This is a genomic window from Alteromonas sp. KUL17 (assembly GCF_006538305.1).
GTDB lineage: Bacteria > Pseudomonadota > Gammaproteobacteria > Enterobacterales > Alteromonadaceae > Alteromonas > Alteromonas macleodii.
This window is the reverse complement of the sequence record NZ_BJKJ01000024.1, coordinates 20509-36718: the sequence shown is the minus strand read 5'-3', so window position 1 is coordinate 36718 and position 16210 is coordinate 20509. Positions and strand designations below refer to the sequence as shown.

The following is a 16210-nucleotide window of genomic DNA, read 5'->3' as shown; positions in this document are numbered from 1 at the left end:
CTTACAAATCGGCCCGTTTTCGAGGTCGCGGATTTTATCAGATTCCGATAGCTAATTCACATTTAATCCTTATCTGATTAAGTAATTAAATATGTGCCAAGCGGCCGTTGGCCTTTGCTGTAAAAAATTGTCTATATGCAAAGATGAACAGCAACCTTTAACAGCGCTAAAAATCCGTAACGTTTCGGTGCCTCTTTTAGTGTGGCCAAGGAAGGTGATTTCAAGTATTAGAAATTGAATTGCCTTTAAAAGTGAACGTAGCTGCCATTATCAATACCATCAATGGTCCAATTACCCACGCGATATCTGATGAGCCGAAGGGTGGGGTAGCCGACGTGCGCCGTCATACGTCGCACTTGTCTGTTTCTGCCTTCTGTAATGGTAATTTCTACCCAGCTAGTGGGGATCGACTGTCTAAAGCGTACGGGCGGATTCCGCGGCCACACGCTAGGTGCTTCCATGGCCTTTACTTTAGCGGGGCGAGTCATTCCATCTTTTAATTCCACGCCGTCACGCAGCGCCTGCATTGCTTTTTCGTCCATAATACCTTCAACTTGCACCCAATAGGTTTTGCTGGTTTTAGCTTTTGGGTTAGCAAGTTTATGCTGAAGCTTTCCGTCATTGGTGAGTACGAGAAGACCTTCCGAATCTCTGTCGAGTCGTCCTGCGGCATACACACCGGGAACATCAATATAGTCCTTTAGTGTTTCTCTACCGTCTGCATCAGTAAATTGAGAAAGAACTTGAAAGGGCTTATTAAAAAGCACCACTTTAGCGTTTGAAGACATATTACTTCCGCTTGTTTAAATTCAAAATTTCGGGGGGGATTTTACGACAAATGACGATGCTTCGCATGGGAAAATCAACCGCAAATAGTGGTTTGCTCAATGAAGTTTGTCGATAAATTCGGTGATCTTATGAGTTAAGACAATGGTATGACTTGTAACTCAAACTTTCGACCCTATACTAATGGTCGCTCCCATTTTTATAAGAGAGCGCATCTGCATAATTATTAGACAGTTTTAGCAGTGATAAGCGGGCTTGCTTATACATCGTATCTCGAAATTGCGTACGACTAGGTAGTCGAGTGCAAAGCCATGAGATGCATATTGCTAACATAGGGAATTGAATAATATGTAGGGAAGAAAACAGCAAGTGACCTAGTGCTTAATAAAAGCAAAAGGTGGAAAACATCAAATACGTTTCGCAATGACTGTGGGCGTGACATGAACATGTTGCGGGTTGTTGCGACCTAATGGACTAAAGACGACAGTACCCTGTCGAGAAAATTGAGGTATATAATGACCAAGTCTAAGATCATCTACACGAAGACTGATGAAGCGCCAATGCTGGCGACTTACTCACTTCTTCCAATCATCCAGAAGTTTGCTGCGGCTGCAGATATCGACGTTGAGCTAAGCGATATTTCACTTGCTGCACGTGTTTTGGCAAATTTCCCAGAGTATCTTTCTGAAGAGCAAAGAGTGCCAGACGCATTAGCAGAACTGGGTGAGATGACCCAAGACCCGAATGCTAACATCATCAAGCTTCCAAACATCAGTGCCTCAATTCCACAGCTTCGTGCAACTATCAAAGAATTAAACGCTAAAGGCTTCAACGTACCTGCGTTCCCTGATTCACCGAAAACAGCTGAAGACGAAGAAATTCGTGAGCGTTACGGTAAAGTACTAGGCAGTGCGGTAAACCCTGTTCTACGTGAAGGTAACTCGGACCGTCGTGCACCGACAGCGGTGAAGAACTATGCCCGTAAGCACCCGCATTCAATGGGTGAGTGGTCTCAAGCTTCTCGTTCGCACGTAGCGCACATGCGCGGTGGTGATTTCTACTCTGGTGAGAAATCAGTGACAGTTGAGAAAGACGGTCACGTTAGCATCGAATTTACGGGTAAAGATGGCAGCAAGAAAACCCTTAAACCGCGTGTAGATTTGCTAGCTGGCGAAGTTATCGACGGCATGTTTATGAGCAAAAAAGCGCTGTGTGAATTCTTCGAAGAGCAAATTGAAGATGCGAAAAACACAGGCATTCTTTTCTCACTACACGTAAAAGCGACCATGATGAAGGTGTCTCACCCAATCGTATTCGGTCACTGTGTAAAAGTATTTTACAAAGATCTATTCAACAAATGGGGTGACCTGTTTGAAGAGCTAGGTGTTAACCCTAACAATGGTCTTGGTAGCGTTTACGACAAAATTGCAAGCCTACCTGAGAGCCAACGCTCTGAAATTCAAAAAGATATCAACGCATGTTATGCCGACCGTCCGCCAATTGCGATGGTTAACTCTGACAAAGGTATCTCGAACCTTCACGTACCTAGTGACGTAATTGTTGATGCCTCTATGCCCGCAATGATCCGTAACTCTGGTCAAATGTGGGGACCAGATGGAAAGGCGCACGACACTAAAGCAGTTATTCCAGAAAGTACTTATGCAACCATTTACCAAGAAGTTATCAACTTCTGTAAAACGCATGGTGCATTCGACCCTACAACGATGGGTACGGTTCCTAACGTTGGCTTAATGGCACAAAAAGCCGAAGAGTACGGTTCGCATGACAAAACGTTTGAGCTAGAAGCAGACGGTACTGTTTCAATTGTTGACCAAGACGGCAATGTTCTTATTTCTCACGATGTTGAAGAAGGTGATATCTGGCGTATGTGTCAGGTGAAAGACGCACCTATTCAAGATTGGGTTAAGCTAGCGGTAACGCGTTCACGTCAATCTGGTATGCCTGCGGTATTCTGGCTAGATGACGAACGTGCTCACGATGCGCAACTTATCAAGAAAGTTGAAAAGTACCTACAAGACCATGATACCAACGGTCTAGACATTCAAATTATGTCTCCTGTACGCGCTATTCGCTACAGCATGGAACGTGCAATTCGCGGTCTGGATACCATTTCAGTGACGGGTAACGTACTTCGTGATTACCTTACTGATTTGTTCCCAATCCTAGAGCTTGGTACCAGTGCTAAAATGCTATCAATTGTTCCGTTGATGGCTGGTGGTGGCCTTTATGAAACGGGCGCGGGCGGTAGTGCACCTAAGCACGTGCAACAGTTCGTTGAAGAAGGTCACTTGCGTTGGGACTCACTCGGTGAATTCCTGGCACTTGCTGTATCGCTAGAAGATGTTGCTATTAAGCACAGCAACACCAAAGCAAAAGTTATTGCTACTGCACTTGATAAAGCAACGGAAAAACTACTAAACAACGGTAAGTCTCCGCTTCGTAAAGCAGGTCAGTTGGACAACCGTGGTAGCCATGTTTACCTAGGTCTATACTGGGCTGAAGAAGTAGCGAACCAAACGGAAGACGCAGATCTAGCTGCGCAATTTAAGCCAGTGTATGAAGAGTTGTCTGCGAAAATTGACGACATCTTAGCTGAGATTGATGCAACGCAAGGTAGCGCGCAAGAAATTGGTGGTTACTACTACCCTGACGAAGACAAGCTTTTCGCAACCATGTCTCCAAGTAAGACATTAAAAGCTATCTTAGGCGCATAGTATTTTGTGTATATGCGTTAGGCTTATAGGTCTAGCGCATAGAATAGTACTCTCAAACCTGAGAAGCTATTTCAAAACAACGTTTAAAAGCCCTCTCTTCAAACGAGAGGGCTTTTTTTATGTAGAACCACTATACCTGCGCTAACACGCGACGATTACGAACATTTTAAACCTAGCTGAGTAGGCAATGGTCTACGCGGACTGGTATAAGAGCTAACAAGGGGTAGGGCGATATACCTTATGTTTTGGAAAGGAATGTATAAGCGGGAGATAAAAGGAACAGGAAAAAAGCTCGTTGATTGTCTGCTTTGGACTAGTACGCAACTTTAATACACAACGTTAAGATAACGTAATGCTTATTTTTGTGGGGAAAATTAAAACGCACTTATCCGCACAGGCGCTTTACTGCACCTACACATTTTGAATGGCAAGAAAAGCAAAAGCCCGACGTAAAAGGTCAGGCTTTAAAAATTCTTTTCTTAACGCTCTGGTTCTTCTTTGAAGCCAATGTTCTCAGCGTGAAGACCTTTAGGCCCTTGCTGAACTTCGAACGTTACTTCTTGACCCGCTTTTAGCGAACGGTAGCCTTCCATTTGAATCGTAGAGTAATGCGCGAAAATATCTTCGCCGCCGTCCTCAGGAACGATAAATCCAAAACCCTTTGCGTTGTTAAACCATTTAACTTTGCCAACCGCCATACTTCGACTTCCTCTTAATCCTTGAACTCACGAGTATATGCCCCCATTATAGATCCGGAGACACGGTGGAAAGAGTATTGATTGTAGCTGCTACGCAGTAAGTTATGTCGTAGCTAACGTGCAATACTCAAAACCACTATACAAAATGTAGATTTTTTAACCATATTATGTCAAGGGCAAATGTGAATAAATTTATCCAAAAGTTTGTACACATATGTGCCATTAAACCACTATTATTAAGTTATGAGTAAAGACAACGCTATTAGTATCGAAAAGGAAAAACAGAAAGACGCGCAGCGACAGAAGCCGCAGCCGCCTCCCATGTATAAAGTGTTGTTGAACAATGACGACTATACACCGATGGATTTTGTCATTGAGGTACTCATGCAGTTTTTCAATATGGACGCTGAGAAAGCCAACCAACTTATGCTGACCGTTCATTATCAAGGAAAAGCCGTGTGTGGCATTTTTACTGCTGAGATAGCAGAGACAAAAGTGATGCAGGTTAATCAGTACGCACGCAAACATCAGCACCCGTTGATGTGCACGATGGAGCAGGCATAAGGTTTTTTGTAGAGGGCGAGCAATATGTTAAATAAAGAATTAGAACAAACGTTAAATAACGCGTTTGTATTTGCCAGAGAGCATCGTCATGAGTTTATGACGGTTGAGCACTTGTTGTTGGCATTGCTTGATAACTCAGCTGCTCGCGATGCGCTCAAAGCATGTGGTGCCGATATTGAGGCAATTAAAAGCGAACTGTTAGCTTTTGTTAAAGATACTACGCCTCTCATTTTAGATGACCAGTTAAACGAACGCGAAACTCAGCCCACGCTCGGTTTCCAGCGCGTGCTGCAGCGTGCGGTATTCCACGTTCAGTCGTCTGGTAAGGACGAAGTTACTGGCGCCAACGTACTTGTTGCTATATTCAGCGAGCAAGAGTCTCAGGCCGTTTATATTCTCAAGAAGGCGGATGTAACGCGCTTGGATGTGGTGAACTTCATTAGCCATGGCGTAAGCAAAGCGGATGATGATGAGCCTGTAAACCCTGAAGCGGCGGAAGAGGCTGAAGCAGGCGAAGAAGGTGGCTCAGCATTAAGCAAATACGCAACTGATCTAAATCGTCATGCGAAAGACGGCAAAATAGACCCGTTGATTGGCCGCGATTCGGAAGTAGAGCGCACTATTCAAATTCTATGTCGTCGTCGCAAAAACAACCCGCTGCTTGTGGGTGAAGCGGGCGTAGGTAAAACGGCGATCGCAGAAGGTCTTGCATACAGAATCGTTAACGAAGACGTGCCTGATGTTATTGCTGAAAGTACCGTTTATTCACTGGATTTAGGTGGCCTTCTTGCTGGTACCAAATACCGTGGTGACTTTGAGAAGCGTTTGAAAGCAATTCTGAAAGAGCTTGGCAAAGACAAGAACGCCATTTTGTTTATTGATGAAATCCATACCATTATTGGTGCAGGCGCTGCGTCGGGCGGTGTAATGGATGCGTCAAATTTACTTAAGCCTAAGCTATCAAGCGGTGAACTACGCTGTATCGGCTCAACTACATATCAAGAATATCAAGGTATTTTTGAGAAAGACCGCGCCCTTGCACGTCGTTTCCAGAAAGTTGACGTTACTGAGCCTAGCGTCAGCGATACCACAAAGATATTGCTTGGCCTTAAGAGTCGCTACGAAGAGCACCACAATGTGCGTTTCACTCAAAAGGCGATTCAAGCTGCGGCGGAATTGTCGGCTAAATACATCAACGAGCGTCATCTTCCGGATAAAGCCATTGATGTAATGGATGAGGCAGGCGCAAGTCAGCGCTTGTTGCCGCCTTCTAAGCGCAAAAAAACGATAGGTGTGGGCGACATTGAGCAAATTATTGCAAAAATGGCGCGTATCCCTGAGAAGTCTGTATCGGCTTCTGACAAAGAGGTGCTTAAGAACCTTGGCCGCAACCTTAAAATGGTCGTGTTTGGTCAGGATAAGGCTATAGAGACGCTTAATGATGCTATATTGCTATCACGTTCTGGACTTGGAGCTGAAGCAAAACCAATTGGTAGCTTCTTATTTGCCGGTCCAACCGGTGTTGGTAAAACAGAAGTAACCCAACAGCTGGCTAAAATCATGGGTGTTGAGCTTGTACGTTTTGACATGTCTGAGTACATGGAACGTCATGCAGTTAGCCGCCTCATTGGTGCGCCTCCTGGTTACGTTGGTTTTGACCAAGGCGGTCTGTTAACAGATGCGGTAATCAAAAACCCGTACTCAGTAGTGCTGTTAGATGAAATTGAGAAAGCGCATAGCGATATCTACAATATTCTTCTTCAGGTTATGGACCACGGTACGCTGACTGATAACAATGGACGTAAGGTTGATTTTAGAAACGTAGTGTTAGTGATGACCACCAACGCAGGTGTTCAAGAAACCGTACGTAAATCTATTGGCTTTAAGCAGCAAGATCACAGTCACGATGCGATGTCTGAAATCAATAAGGTGTTTACACCTGAATTCAGAAACCGCCTGGACGGTATTATTTGGTTTAACCATCTTGATCCAGAAATCATCTTGCAGGTGGTAGATAAGTTTATTATTGAGCTTCAGGCACAGCTTGACGTCAAAGGCGTGTCGCTAGAGGTCACTAGTGCAGCCCGCGCTTACATGGCTGAGAAAGGCTATGATAAGGCAATGGGTGCACGTCCTATGGCGCGCGTCATTAAAGATGACCTGAAGAAAGAGTTAGCGAACGAGCTATTGTTTGGCGAGTTATCTAAAGGCGGAAACGTTAAAGTAGACTGCGTTGATGACAAACTTACCTTTGAGTACACAGGTGTAGGTGCAACGTCTGAAGAAGCAGAGCCAACCTAATGTAATAAAGCATTTAGCGCTAGGTAGAAAGACTAATGTCGTCTATCAAGCGCTATATCTTCGTTAGTAACTTTGTTTTTAGCGATAGTGCTTCGAGGATGAAATAGGTAAAACCCAGATACGAAAAAGCCCGATCTTAATCGGGCTTTTTTTATGCGTTACCGCTTAAATGGCTCATTATCTTGCGCGATAAACGATACGACCTTTGGTCAAATCGTAAGGAGTCATCTCAACGGTGACCTTATCGCCAGTAAGAATACGGATATAGTTCTTACGCATTTTACCAGAGATGTGTGCAGTCACTACGTGACCGTTTTCTAGTTCAACGCGGAACATAGTGTTAGGTAGCGTGTCTAACACAGTACCTTCCATTTCAATACAATCTTCTTTTGCCATGTAAAGCAGTTACCTCAGTAATTCAAAATTTTTGCCGCGCAGACCTTACCCAATCTTGGGTTCGGTGTAAAGCAATTAAGTGGGTATTTTACTATTTTTGCTAAATAGATGCCATTCATTGTCACTAAACTGCTCAAATGGCAAAAATTTGTGTTTATAAGACATTTTTTGACAACCCTCTACGTAATAGCCCAAATAAACATAGTGGTGGCCTAAACGCCTCGCTTCCTCAATTTGCATGAGTATCATCCATGTACCTAAAGATGCAGAGCTATACTCAGGGTCGAAAAACGTGTAGAGCGCAGAGAGTGCACCCATATGTTCGTTAGCATCGACGACGTCAGTGACAGCCACTGCAATGAGCTTGTCGCCATCATAGGCCTCTAGGTAATGGGTTGTCATCCAATCACACAAAACGAAATTGTCGAACTGGGTTCGTGAAGGCGGAAACATACTACCGTCGGCATGTCGCTCCGTAATGTAGCGTTCATATAACGGGTAGTATGTGCTTTTAGTTTCACTAACTAGCTGAACGCGAAACTCTTGGTTGGCCTTTAACAGCCTTTTTTGACTGCGAGAGGGGGTATAAGCATTCACCGGAATTCGCACCGACTTACACGCCTTGCAGGCTGGGCAGTGTGGACGGTAAATTTGTTCACCGCTTCGTCGAAATCCCACTTGAATAAGTTGCGAGTATCGCCACGCCTGAAAATCATTATTTTCGGCGTATACTAATAATTGCTCTTGCTCATCGGGCAAATAGCTACATGAAAATGATTGGGTTATACCAAACTTCACGGAGTAATCACTCTTGGCTTCCAACGATTAAGGTAGTCTTCTGACAGCCTACCGTTTTCAGTTAAAGTGTGGTTGTTGTTTTCCAGTTTTTCAATAAAGTTTTCACGGGATACCACATTCGCACCAAGGGATGCCAAATGATCGGTAGGAAGCTGGCAATCAATAAAGGCCATATCGTGAGACTTCATGTGCTCAACCAACGCCATCATAGCAAGTTTAGACGTATTACTTTCCCGGTGAAACATCGATTCACCGCAATATACCTTGCCAATTCCAACGCCATATAGTCCACCCACCAGTGTTTCGCCGTCCCAAACTTCCACAGAGTGTGCTAAACCTAAACCATTGAGCTGCCGGTAAGCCCCAATCATGTCATCGGTAATCCATGTTTCGCTATTGAGTTCACCTGTGTTTGGGTTTTTACGAGGGGTTGATGAACAGGCTTCAATTACTCGGTCGAACGCATAATTTAACGTTACCGTGTATTTTTGTTTTCGAGCAAGCTTCTTAAGGCTTTTCGATGCGACAAAATTGTCGAGTTCAATAATGGCTCTGGGGTCGGGTGACCACCACAACAGCGGTTCGTCATCACTGAACCAAGGGAAAATGCCCTGTGAGTAAGCAGAAAATAAACGTGCAGGACTGAGGTCGCCACCAAATGCTAGCAGGCCGTTAGGTTCGTCTAATGCAGTGTCGACTGGAGGGAAGGGCGCGCCTTCTTCGATGTAATGTAACGCTATCATAATCGGGCCAGAAAAAAGCCCCACTGAACAGCAGGGCTTGGGAAACAGTATTAACCTTGTTCGGGCATCGTACCGTCTAAGTATTTTTCAGCATCTAGCGCCGCCATACATCCTGTACCTGCTGATGTAATGGCCTGACGATAAATGTGATCGCTCACGTCACCTGCAGCAAACACACCTTCAACGCTTGTTTGCGTCGCATTGCCGTTTGTACCGCTGTTTACAACGATATAGCCATCTTTCATTTCAAGCTGGCCATCAAAGATATCGGTATTCGGTTTGTGACCGATAGCAACGAATAGCCCCATAACATCAAGCTCTTCAGTGGCATCACTGTTCGTATCTTTAATACGGACTTTGGTTACACCCATTTCGTCACCGAGCACTTCATCTAGTGTACGGTTTAAGTGTAATACCACGTTACCGTTTTCTGCTTTATCACGAAGGCGTTGCTCAAGAATTTTTTCACTTCTAAAGCTATCTCTTCTGTGAATAACATGTACTTCTGATGCAATGTTTGAAAGGTAAAGCGCCTCTTCAACAGCGGTGTTACCACCACCAATTACCGCTACTTTTTGATTGCGATAGAAGAAACCGTCACAGGTTGCACAAGCAGATACACCTTTACCCATAAACGCTTGCTCTGATTCAAGACCAAGGTATTTAGCTGAAGCACCTGTAGCAATGATTAGTGCGTCACACGTATAAGTACCGCTATCTCCGTAAAGCGTGAAAGGGCGCTTCGAAAAGTCGGTCTTATTGATGTGATCGAAAATAATTTCAGTATCGAACTTTTCAGCATGCTTTTGCATACGAACCATTAGATCAGGACCAGTAAGGCCTTCAGGATCGCCCGGCCAGTTTTCTACTTCTGTCGTGGTAGTAAGCTGTCCGCCTTGTTGAATACCAGTTAACAGTACAGGTTTAAGGTTTGCACGTGCAGCATAAACCGCTGCTGAATAACCTGCAGGGCCTGAACCCAAGATAAGTAGACGGACGTGTCTGCTTTCTGCCATTTTCCTCTCCAAATAATTCACCCAATAGGGTTACTTATAAAATTTCTCTTAGAAAGCTAGGTAGGGGCGAAAATCTGTAAATCAAGCTCAACACCTAGTTACTTTTATTATAGTAATTTGCCAGCGCAACATCTGCAGGTCGTTATTCACTTGCTTTAACAAAAGTAACAACAAAGCCATGCAGCACAATGTTTAGGCTTAAGCGCTATATGATGCCTTTAAGCGAGAAAAATGTCACTTAAAGATAGATTGAACTTATACCTTTTAATTATTAACGCGGGGTGTATTAGCTACACAACGCCGATCTTTACAGCAGACCAAAAGGCAGCCACCACATCAACGAAACTTAATTAACTACAGTGCAATCGTATTTGATAAGATCGATGTTGATAGTTTATCGCTGTAATTACGTACTGATTTAGAAGAACCAGTTTGTATTAGCCAAAAAGCGGATTACAATTTAGTTATAACTATCGAATAATGACGTGAGTGATATCAGTATTAATGCTGATAGTAAGGTTTATCAAAGAGGTGAGGCATGTCTCAATCAATAATGACAATGTTGAAAAACGGTCAGCAGTACATGAAGACATGGCCTGTAAGAAAAGAACTCTATGCCTTTTTCCCAGAGTGTAGAGTTGTAGCAGCGACTAAGTTTGCAATTAAAACCATGCCGCCAGTGGCAATGGTTTCATGCGCGCTGCTCTATCAGAGTTTAGGCGCCGATTATCTACCTCAAACCATTACCATAGGTGCTTTCTTCTTAAGTCTGCCTATGCAAGGTTTGCTTTGGCTAGGACATCGCTCTGACCAATACCTTCCACCACAACTGAAAAGCTGGTATCAAGAAATCCACTCAAAAATGCGCTCGCAAGGTGTGGCTATGGCCAATGCTAAATCAAAACCAAAATATAAAGAGCTAGCGCAACTTCTTAAGACAGCGTTTAACGATTTAGACAACGCATTTACTAAACACTGGTTTAATTAACAGCACGTATCCTGTAAATGCCGCTCGCCAGACAGCGTCTTGGGTCAATTGGCTTTTAGGCTGCCAACGTCTGGCGCGCGAAGCAAGGCCTGACACTTCCTACATTTGTATTGTGCCCCTTTTAAAATATTATTGTGTCTGCGTGTACTTAGCGCATAAGTGTCACAGTCACACACATAATGAAAAGTGCGGGCTACCCGTTTCACGTCAAATTGATGGGTAGCATTAGGCGTGCAGTTAAATACGCTGCGCATTATCGACTGCCATTCTTTGCCGTGGGGCTGAACTCTGCCAAACAGAACCCATGCCAACAAATGGCTGACTTCGTGCGGTACCACGTCACTTAAAAAGGCATCGATATTATCTTTAAACAGAAGTGGGTGAAAATTCACGCGGTTTTGCTGTAAAAACGCAGTGCCCGCATTTTTCCCCGACCGTCTAAAAGTGATGGTAGGGCGCTTGAACGTTTGCTTGAAGTATTGCTCTGCTTGCTCATAGCAATAAAAAACAGCGTCGGTAATAACGCGACGCTGTTCTTGGGTTAAGTCATTTGAAGCGATGTTGCTGCCTCTGTCTTTTTACTGTTTCTACTTATTTGCTGCGCGTATTATTTAACGTCACAAGGTAAACATAGCACGTAGGTACCCTTAGGGTCGTTTAGTTGGTTTACTAAACTGAACTCTTTAAGTACGCGCTTAAATTCATTTACCAGTGCAGAGTCGGCATGGGCAAATTGCCATTTTCCCACAAACGTCATAGCTTGGCCAAAGAATTCCTTCCAGAAAATTTCCTGGGCACTCAGCGTACGTTGTACGTAGAACGTATCATAATTTTCTAGCTCGGCGAGCTCGGCCGCAGCAACTACAGCATCGTCAACCGTACCAAGCTGGTCTACCAAGCCAAGTTCAATTGCATCTTCGCCAATCCACACGCGTCCTTGGGCAACACTATCCACTTCTTCTACCGACATACCACGAGCATTTGAAACCAACGACAAGAAGTTTCCGTAAGTGTTTTCAACGTTGCGCTGAAGAATCTGACCGAATTCTGGTGCTAGTGGACGCACAGTAGAAAAGCCTGCAAGCTCTGTAGAGCCCACACCGTCACTGTGAATACCTAAATAATCCAGTGAATTCTCGTAGGTCATAAACATACCAAACACGCCAATCGAGCCTGTAATTGTGCTAGGGCTTGCAATTATTCTATCGGTACTTGCTGCAATCCAATAACCGCCTGAAGCTGCATAAGTGCTCATAGAAGCAATAACGGGCTTACCTGCTTGTTGTAGCTGCAACACTTCCTGACGGATAATTTCAGAGGCGAATGCGCTGCCTCCAGGAGAATCAATCTGAAGAACCACTGCTTTTACGTTGTCATCAAGACGAGCCTTACGCAGAAGACGCGCAGTGCTGTCGCCACCTATAGTACCGGCTTTTTGATTACCGTCTAAGATGGTGCCCTTGGCAACTACAATCGCCACTTTATCCATATCTGACTCGATAACCGGCATAGGCGGGTTAACAACTTTAAGATAGGTATTGAACGAAGTGAGGTTAACGCCGTGATTGTTTTCATCTTCACCGACTAATTCAGTAAGCTCCAATCTTACTTCTTCGCGGGTCTTCAATGCGTCTACCCAATTATTATCAAGCGCATACTGTGCGAAATCGCCGCCTGCCGCTTCAAACTTTGCTAATAAACCTTCAAGGGTCTCGTCAAAGTTTGCTTCATCGATACCGCGAGCTGCTGCTACATCCGCTTTGTATTGCGCCCAGTAACCATCTAACCACTGTTTCTCCGCTTCTTTTGCTTCTTCAGACATATCATTTCGCATGATAGGCTCAACAGCAGATTTATAAGTACCAACCCGGAAGATATGCGTGGTTACTTTTAACTTTTCTAGCATGTCTTTGAAGTACATGCCATAACGGCCGTAGCCTTCAAACATTAACCCGCCCATTGGGTTCAGATAGATGCTATCAGCGTGTGCTGCCAAGTAATATTGGTCTTGGGAAAAGTAATCGCCAATGGCATAAACGGGCTTTTCAGATTCTTTAAATGCGTCAATAGCATTAGCTACGGTGCGTAACTTGTCTAAACCACCGCCGGTAAGACCTTGAAGGTCAAGAACCAAAGCTTTAATACGGCGATCCTTTTGCGCATTTTCAAGCACTTTCACTACATCGCGTACCAATACTTCTGGGTTTTCAGGTTCACTGCCTAGCGATTCTTGTAAGAACTGTTCGAAAGGATCAATGCTTTCTTTTTCTATAACTAGCTTTCCGTTAAGCGTAAGAAACAAAGCACTGTCTTTGTTTACGGTAAACTGTTCATCGTCCTGACCAGTTATTGCGATTATCAATCCAACAAAAATAACAATGAATATCAAATTAAAGAAAAGTTTGCGGGTGAAGTTAAGCACCGTCCACAAGCCAATAAACAAGGATTTAGTCCAATTTCCTTTGGCTGCCATTTTAATCACTACCTTTTTTTGAATTAACTAACCAGAGCAAGATAGATCAGGCATACCTTACTCACGTACTGCATTCTATTATGTTACCTAAATCGAGTAAGATCGCGAACTTAATTGTAATTTTTTGTGAGTGCCTTTGTTTTCGGCGACTTACGATGACTTTTATTCTGCGTTCTTTTTTTCGTCTTGTTCCAGCCATTTTCGAATGAGGGAGGCAATACGTTTGTGACTATCCTCGCTCATCGTCATAAGAAATTTTCCATTCTTTGCTTTATAGCCGGTTTTTCCATGGCCCTTTTTCATTAGTCGTAAAAACGGTGAGGGCTTATTTTCGCGCGATGAAATTTTTTTCATAAAGTGCCGTTCTTATTTCTTAATCACACAAAGTAGGCAAAACAATGACACACATTTACCAACAAATCGTAGCCCGACTGCAAGTGGCAGATGGCATTCCTTTACTTTTATTACGCTTGTATTTAGCACCAGTGATGATACAGGCTGGTTGGAATAAAGCATCCAGTTTCGACAGTATTGTAGATTGGTTTGGTAACGATGGTTATGGGCTTGGTTTACCAATACCTTTGGTAATGGCGTTCTTAGCTACAGCCGCAGAACTCGTGGGCGGTGTTCTATTGTTATTGGGTGCATTGACGCGCTTGGTGAGTATTCCATTAATGGTAACCATGATAGTCGCTATGATGAGTGTTCACGCTAAGAATGGATGGCTCGCTATTGCTGATGCGTCTTCATGGTTAGCCGACGGTACAATATTACTGAATGAAAACATTATGGCTGCGCCAGAAAAGCTTGCGGCAGCTAAATCATTGTTACAAGAGCATGGCCATTATGACTGGCTTACATCCAGCGGTAACTTTGTGGTACTTAACAACGGCATCGAATTCGCTGCGACCTATTTTATTATGCTTTTAGTTTTGTTTATCTATGGTGGTGGACGCTTCTTTAGTGTCGATTACTATGTGAATAAAGCCATGCGTTCTAAAAGTAATTAGGGACGCTCCATTTCCTGTACAAAAGGCCGGAATTTTCTGGTCTTTTTCGTTTATGAACCGTAGGATCTAGCAATCAGGTTAGGTAAATTATTGTTGTTGGCACGCTTTTCTCGATTATGAAAATCGAAGCGTGATAACAGCAACGCGAAAAAATAAAGTAGGGACGTAAATGGACGCATTAACATTGTTACTCAACAGAAGTTCTCAGCCTCGATTGGAAGCGCCAGCACCTAGTGGAGATGCCTTAGAGAATATTATGCAGGCTGCACTACGTGCCCCAGACCATGCTTGTCTTACTCCGTGGCGTTTTATCGTGTGCACAGGAAAAGGGCTTGATAAGCTAGGTGCACTCTATGAGCAATCCGCTATTGAAAATGAAAAGTCGCAGAAAGAAATTGAACGTGCCGTGCAGCTTCCTCACCGCGCACCTATGGTTATCGTAGCCATCGCAAAGCATGTGGAACATGAAAAGGTACCGCGTGTTGAGCAGATAGCGTCGGCAAGTTGTGGCGTTATGGCGATGCAAATGGCAGCAGTAGCACAAGGGTTTAACGGCATGTGGCGCACCGGTGGCTACGCACACTGTGAGACGGTAAGAAACGGATTAGGCTTAAGTGAAGAAGACGAGCTGGTAGGTTTCTTATATTTAGGAACACCAGCGTTTGAGCCTGCACCTAAACCGCAAAGAAATAGTAACGACTACTTTGAATTCTGGCAGTAGTTGATACCTATTCGAATAAACTGCCGCATTAGATAGCTAGCGGCGGGTAAGAAGGGTCTTATTTTTATAAGTAAGCTAAAATAAGACCCTAACATTTAACCTAGAAAGATAGGTCTACGTTATAACCAGCGAACTTCCTGATATTAATAACGCGATCGCCATCTAGCATCCAGTATTGCCCTTTGATACCTTGCAACACACCAGTAAATGACGGTGTCTTATCTAAGTTTAAAGATTTTATCTTTACCGGATAATCTTCAACAGGGTAATGAATATCATGGATAGGCGTAGTCACTTCTGATACTGCTTGAAGCCCTTTTTCTTGCTTCAGCGCTTCTAGCTCACTTTCAATTTTACCCATTAATTCGGTTTTGACCTGTTCTAAATCAACCTCGTCAGGTTTGCCCTTTAACATTGTTCGCCAATTGGTTTTATCTGCAATGTGATCTTTGCATAACGTTTCAACCAAACCACTGGTAAGCCTGTCAGGAACTCGCAGCATTACGGTAGCTTGCGTAGCTCCTTGATCCATCCACCGCGTAGACACGCCTTCGGTGACTTGACGAGTGATGCCCACTTTTACCGTACCTGTGTTAGCCAAATAAACAAAATGCTCACTAAAGCAATGTTCTTCACCCCACTGAGGTTCTCTGCACGTCCCTTCGTGGTAATGGCACTTTTCTGGCTTAATAATGCAGCTATCGCATTGTGCCAGCGATATCAAACACGGGTAGCAGTATCCTTGGTTGAAGCTTTTTTGGTTTTGCGGTTGCAGTGAACACAGTTGATTTCACCAGAGTAGGTTACCGTTACTTCCTTGCCGATAAGAGAATTGATATCAACCAGCTCATCACCAATTGGAAGCGAGTAGTGCACGGTATTGTTTTCATCGGCGGAGGTACGCATTTTTTTAAGCATACCCGAATATGTTGTTGTCACTTGTTGAAACCTTTTTCTTAAAAACTTTATTTGTAACGACTG

Annotated in this window: 15 protein-coding genes and 1 pseudogene; 6 read left to right on the top strand and 10 right to left on the bottom strand. The window is 43.9% G+C overall.

What is annotated here, in order from left to right; all coding sequences use genetic code 11:
* Positions 1-245 precede the first annotated feature (245 nt).
* Positions 246-788 (bottom strand): rRNA large subunit pseudouridine synthase E, encoded by a 543-nt coding sequence (locus tag KUL49_RS17035; protein ID WP_014976399.1) that lies wholly within the window; start codon positions 786-788, stop codon positions 246-248.
* A gap of 513 nt (positions 789-1301) precedes the next feature.
* Between KUL49_RS17035 and KUL49_RS17030 the strand changes: the two genes are divergently transcribed.
* Positions 1302-3521 (top strand): NADP-dependent isocitrate dehydrogenase, encoded by a 2220-nt coding sequence (locus tag KUL49_RS17030; protein ID WP_075176505.1) that lies wholly within the window; start codon positions 1302-1304, stop codon positions 3519-3521.
* A 479-nt stretch (positions 3522-4000) separates the two neighbouring features.
* Here the strand turns inward: KUL49_RS17030 and cspD are convergent, their stop codons facing one another.
* Positions 4001-4219 carry a cold shock domain-containing protein CspD gene (gene cspD / locus KUL49_RS17025; protein ID WP_014949330.1) on the bottom strand — a complete coding sequence of 73 codons (219 nt, stop codon included), beginning with the start codon at positions 4217-4219 and terminating at the stop codon, positions 4001-4003.
* Between the two features lie 243 nt (positions 4220-4462).
* Here cspD and clpS point away from each other — a divergent pair, with 243 nt between their 5' ends.
* A complete protein-coding gene (clpS, locus tag KUL49_RS17020; protein ID WP_014949331.1) occupies positions 4463-4783 on the top strand; it encodes an ATP-dependent Clp protease adapter ClpS in 321 nt (106 codons plus the stop codon).
* Between the two features lie 24 nt (positions 4784-4807).
* Positions 4808-7084, top strand: a complete 2277-nt coding sequence (gene clpA, locus KUL49_RS17015) for an ATP-dependent Clp protease ATP-binding subunit ClpA (RefSeq protein WP_131138051.1) — start codon at positions 4808-4810, stop codon at positions 7082-7084.
* Positions 7085-7261: 177 nt separating this feature from the next.
* Here clpA and infA read toward each other — a convergent pair whose 3' ends face one another.
* The 4 genes from infA to trxB all read right to left on the bottom strand — a co-directional run bounded on the left by infA (position 7262) and on the right by trxB (position 10037).
* Positions 7262-7480 carry a translation initiation factor IF-1 gene (infA, locus tag KUL49_RS17010; RefSeq protein WP_014949333.1) on the bottom strand — a complete coding sequence of 73 codons (219 nt, stop codon included), beginning with the start codon at positions 7478-7480 and terminating at the stop codon, positions 7262-7264.
* A gap of 75 nt (positions 7481-7555) precedes the next feature.
* Positions 7556-8278: an arginyltransferase gene (locus KUL49_RS17005; RefSeq protein WP_131138050.1), complete on the bottom strand. Its 723-nt coding sequence runs from the start codon at positions 8276-8278 to the stop codon at positions 7556-7558.
* Positions 8275-9021 (bottom strand): leucyl/phenylalanyl-tRNA--protein transferase, encoded by a 747-nt coding sequence (gene aat / locus KUL49_RS17000; RefSeq protein WP_131138049.1) that lies wholly within the window; start codon positions 9019-9021, stop codon positions 8275-8277. Before aat ends, KUL49_RS17005 begins: the two co-directional genes overlap by 4 nt.
* 50 nt (positions 9022-9071) lie before the next feature.
* Entirely contained in the window at positions 9072-10037 is a 966-nt protein-coding gene (trxB, locus tag KUL49_RS16995) for a thioredoxin-disulfide reductase (RefSeq protein ID WP_014949336.1), read from the bottom strand.
* A gap of 538 nt (positions 10038-10575) precedes the next feature.
* On the opposite strand from trxB, the gene yfbV reads away from it, so the two are divergent.
* Positions 10576-11025, top strand: coding sequence for a terminus macrodomain insulation protein YfbV (gene yfbV, locus KUL49_RS16990; protein WP_131138048.1), 450 nt, complete (start codon positions 10576-10578; stop codon positions 11023-11025).
* A 44-nt stretch (positions 11026-11069) separates the two neighbouring features.
* Here the strand turns inward: yfbV and KUL49_RS16985 are convergent, their stop codons facing one another.
* The 3 genes from KUL49_RS16985 to KUL49_RS16975 all read right to left on the bottom strand — a co-directional run bounded on the left by KUL49_RS16985 (position 11070) and on the right by KUL49_RS16975 (position 13852).
* Positions 11070-11546 carry a SprT family zinc-dependent metalloprotease gene (locus KUL49_RS16985; RefSeq protein ID WP_131138047.1) on the bottom strand — a complete coding sequence of 159 codons (477 nt, stop codon included), beginning with the start codon at positions 11544-11546 and terminating at the stop codon, positions 11070-11072.
* 86 nt (positions 11547-11632) lie between these two features.
* The gene (sppA, locus tag KUL49_RS16980; RefSeq protein WP_131138046.1) at positions 11633-13498 is read right to left on the bottom strand and encodes a signal peptide peptidase SppA; all 1866 of its coding nucleotides are present in this window, start codon (positions 13496-13498) and stop codon (positions 11633-11635) included.
* Positions 13499-13660: 162 nt separating this feature from the next.
* Complete coding sequence (locus tag KUL49_RS16975) at positions 13661-13852, bottom strand: hypothetical protein (protein ID WP_014949340.1); 192 nt, start codon at positions 13850-13852, stop codon at positions 13661-13663.
* A gap of 44 nt (positions 13853-13896) precedes the next feature.
* On the opposite strand from KUL49_RS16975, the gene KUL49_RS16970 reads away from it, so the two are divergent.
* Positions 13897-14508, top strand: coding sequence for a DoxX family protein (locus KUL49_RS16970; protein WP_131138045.1), 612 nt, complete (start codon positions 13897-13899; stop codon positions 14506-14508).
* A gap of 169 nt (positions 14509-14677) precedes the next feature.
* Positions 14678-15229, top strand: coding sequence for an NAD(P)H nitroreductase (locus tag KUL49_RS16965; protein WP_014949342.1), 552 nt, complete (start codon positions 14678-14680; stop codon positions 15227-15229).
* Between the two features lie 100 nt (positions 15230-15329).
* On the opposite strand, the pseudogene KUL49_RS16960 reads toward KUL49_RS16965, so the two are convergent.
* Positions 15330-16168: pseudogene (locus KUL49_RS16960) on the bottom strand (DUF2797 domain-containing protein).
* Positions 16169-16210 lie beyond the last annotated feature (42 nt).